Source organism: Rhodococcus sp. EPR-147 (assembly GCF_001647185.1).
In the GTDB taxonomy this organism is placed as follows: Bacteria; Actinomycetota; Actinomycetes; order Mycobacteriales; family Mycobacteriaceae; genus Rhodococcoides.
The window spans coordinates 1-3,648 of record NZ_LVCU01000003.1 but is presented as its reverse complement, the minus strand read 5'-3'; the positions used below and the strand labels follow the sequence as shown (position 1 = coordinate 3,648).

The 3,648-nt window shown below is 66.2% G+C and carries 5 protein-coding genes; all 5 read right to left on the bottom strand.

Translation table 11 applies throughout. The annotated features are described in order from the left end of the window. The coding region (locus A2J02_RS00140) for a LysR family transcriptional regulator (RefSeq protein ID WP_156516017.1) at window positions 1–418 on the bottom strand (418 nt) is incomplete at its 3' end. A gap of 24 nt (window positions 419–442) precedes the next feature. Beyond that, window positions 443–1,300, bottom strand: coding sequence for a GIY-YIG nuclease family protein (locus A2J02_RS00135; RefSeq protein WP_068045131.1), 858 nt, complete (start codon window positions 1,298–1,300; stop codon window positions 443–445). Further along, entirely contained in the window at window positions 1,284–2,459 is a 1,176-nt protein-coding gene (locus A2J02_RS00130; protein ID WP_231893649.1) for a DNA cytosine methyltransferase, read from the bottom strand. Before A2J02_RS00130 ends, A2J02_RS00135 begins: the two co-directional genes overlap by 17 nt. Before the next feature lie 35 nt (window positions 2,460–2,494). Beyond that, the gene (locus tag A2J02_RS00125; RefSeq protein WP_068045133.1) at window positions 2,495–3,439 is read right to left on the bottom strand and encodes a copper resistance D family protein; all 945 of its coding nucleotides are present in this window, start codon (window positions 3,437–3,439) and stop codon (window positions 2,495–2,497) included. 16 nt (window positions 3,440–3,455) lie between these two features. After that, the coding region (mprA, locus tag A2J02_RS00120) for an MprA protease, GlyGly-CTERM protein-sorting domain-containing form (protein ID WP_068045128.1) at window positions 3,456–3,648 on the bottom strand (193 nt) is incomplete at its 5' end.

The following is a 3,648-nucleotide window of genomic DNA, read 5'->3' as shown; positions in this document are numbered from 1 at the left end:
CGACCACTGTGGAATTGCCCGACGTGAGGCTCGGAACGATGTGCGGAACGAGCGTGTGCAGCGTGACCAGCCATCGGGGCAGAAGATATTCTGCGACAGTCTGACTCGCGGCGATCTGCACATGGCCGACGCGTTCGGCGTGCAACGTGGCGATGGCCGTCGCCAGATCCTCGGCGGACCGCACGACCGGCGCTGCCCAGCTCGCGACCAGCTCGCCGAACTCGGTCAGCACCGTTCCGCGTGCGCCCCGTTTCAACAATGGAGCGCCGACCCGTCGCTCCAATGCACGGATGCGCGCGCTGGCCGCCGGCTGCGACATGCCGTGCGCTCGACCCGCTCGCCCGATGCTGCCGAGCTCGGCGACCGACAGCAGCAGGTCGATGCTGGTGAGATCGGCAACGTGAGGGGGGAGCGGCACAGGGCGAGCGTACGACGACCCGAGTCAGAACTCGCTGAACAGGTCCAACTCGCCTTCTGGGTCTGTGGCTCCTTCGATGTCTTCGGGCTCGTCGTCCGAGTCCGGGGCGCGCTCGTGCAGCACCGAACCCACCAGCGCGGTGACGTCGATCGCGGCGGGATCGGGAATGGGATGCCCCTCGACGAAGGCGAGTCGCTCGGCCGACAGGTAGGCCAGGCGCACGGCCTGGACCACGAGGACGCGTCGTAGACCCTCGGAGACCTCGCCGCGTTCGCGAGTGACGGCTGCCAGCCGTGAGATGGTCTCGGCGCGGCGCGCGATGCGAATGTCGGGGTGCCCGCGCTCGCGGCGGGTCTGCTCGGAGATCAGCGACCGACGCAGTGACGCAGGGAGTGCGATGGGCTCCGAGACCGGCGGAATCTTCTCGTTGAGGATCGCCTTGTGTCGAGACTTGTCGATGGCCTCGAGGTACGCCGTGTACTCGTGCGCATTCAGATCGCGCTCGGCTGCGCGGAATTGCTCTGCGCCGTCGGACTTCTTGAGATCCTCGTACTGCCACAGAGGCCAGATCTCGATTTCGGCGACCTCGAAGACGTCGAGTACCCGCATCGCGACGGCGTCGGTTCGCTGGTTGGTCAGATGGCGCTGCACTCGGACGCTGAGCTTCTCCTTGGTCTGCCCCACGTAGATCGGCTCACCGTCGTAATCGTAGAACGCATACACGCCCCATTTGGCCGCAGACCATACTCGACCCTGATTGTCTTTCTCGCTCAGCACTTCTCGCAGTGCGGTGCGAAAGGACTGCACGTCGTCCGCGGGCAGAGTGCTCTTGCGCGGAGCGACGGCGGACGACCGCAGCGAGGACTTACCGTGACTGGACATGTGCCGCAGTCGAACTCAGGGTCCCGCTGACCAGCGGCATCAGATAGTGCTCGGCGAGCCAGGCGACCACGGGAACGCACACCGCATCACCGAAACCGAAGAGCGCCTGGTTGTTTCGCAAACCGTCGAGTGTGTACTCGCCGGCACCCATCAGGCGGGCGTATTCGAGTGGCGTCATCCACCGCACCTGCAACCGGCCGTTGCCCATCTTGACCACCGCTTGTTTGGACGAACCGCCACGGGCGGTACGGAGGCAACCGGAGATGTCGTCGGGGCGAGCTTCCCAGACGGCGACGCCGTTACGGGTGCGACGGTAGGCGGTACGGTAGCTGACCTTGCGGGCCTTCTTCAGGATCTCGATGCGCTGCAACTGAATCGGCGACAAGGACTGCACGAATGCTGCGGTACGGTCTGCATCCCACCACCGCTCGTCGCGGTAGTCCATGCGCTCGACCAGATCACCGAGGCCACTGGTCAACGGAATCGGCGGACTCGGCAAGGGTGCCCGATGGGTCAGCAATGTCGAATCGCCGTACACCGCTTGCAGCCAATCCGGCCGAAGCTCACCGTTGGGATCGCGCGCGTCCTCCGGGGGATTCTGTGCACCGACCAGGAAAAGGCGCGGACGCGACTGCGGAACGAAGCGTCGAGCATCGATGGTGAGGACATCCACGGAGTAACCGAGCTGGTTGAGCTCCCGGACCGCTGCGGCCAGATCGTCTCCACCGTGACTGGTCGCCAGCCCGACGACGTTCTCGAGCGTCACCACCTCGGGTCGAGCATCACCGAGCTCGCTCAGTACCCGCGTGAAATGACGAAACGTCGACGAGTTCTTACCCGCGAGCCCGGCCCGGCCGCCGGCCAACGACAGATCGGTGCACGGAAACGACGCCCACGCCAACGACAGCCCCTCGGGCAGATCGTCTCCTCGAGTGCGTGCGACATCGCCGAGCTGAAAATGGCCGGCCTCGCCACCGAAGTGCTGGCGGTACATGTGATGCTTGTCGCGCTCGATGTCGTTGGCCCACGACACCTCGAAACCGGCCTGCTCCAAGCCCATTCGCACCAGGCCGATACCGGCGAAGAACTCCGCGACAGTATGGATCCGACCGAGCGCAGGTGCCGAAGAACCACCCGGCACCACAGTCAACTTCGGCATGCACCCAGGCTAGTACAGAGCGCCGACAAGCTTGGTTATGCAGTGGTCGCCAGCGCCGCAGCCAAGCCGAACGCCACCGCCAGCAGGCAGATGTGCGCTGCGGCTCGGCCCACCGAGTGCTCGACAGTGGATCGGTGCGCGGCGACGGTGGGTAACCACGTCCCACGGATTCGGTGAGCGGACGCGATCAGGATCACCGTGACGAGAAGCTTCGCGAGAACGATTCGGCCGTAACCGGTCTCGACCACGGCAGCAAGGCTGTCCAGCTTCAGGACCGCGTCGAGCACTCCGGTGGTGGCAACCCCGACGACGCACCAGAACGCGACTCGCGAATAGACCGGCAACAGCGTCGCCCACGCGGATTTGCTCCGTAGGCTCAGCGCCATCGCACCCAGGACGCCGAGCCACACCGACGCGCACACCACATGCACGGCGACGGCAAAAGACCCGAACGTGAACTGAGACATGTGCCCGGTGATCGGCCGAGCGACCAGCGCAAGGGATGCCAGCACGACCACCGGAATCGGTGACCAGCTCGCCCTCAGTCGATACCCGGCCACCCCGATGGCGCACAGGGTGAGCGTCAGGATCACCGTCGCAGAACCCAGACGGCCCAACGAGATCGAGGTGGCGAACGTGGCGAAAGCGCTGGGCGACAACGTCAGTGGCGTGCGACCGGCAGAATCGGCTGCCGCGGCGGCCAGCAGAACGAACTCGGCCACCGCCCATAGTCCCGACAGGTAGCCGATCGCGCGCCACATCACCGGCGGGTCCACGGCGGGGCGTCGGGAATCGGAACTGGCGTCCAGGACTGCGAGAACCCCGAACCCCAACACCACCGAGCCCGACGCCACCGCGATCACCCGTAGCCACGACGACCCACCGGGAAAGGTGGGGAACGCCAGCGCGAACGCTGCCGCGACCCCCACCAGCGCCGCAGCTGCGGCGGCGAGTACCAGCCGAACACTTCTCTCGCCCACCGCAGCCACGTCGGTGCTACTTCCGGGTCTTGGGCTTACGGAGCGCGAATCCCAATGCCCCGGCGAAGGCCAGAACCGCCACGGCGATCAGCGCGATCCGACCGTAGCCGCCGAGGAACGAGCCCTCGGACTCCTCTGCGCTTCCCGACGCGTCGGCGGGTGCCCCCGGAGTCCCTGACCCCTCCTGCGTCAGCGTGAACGACGCTGTG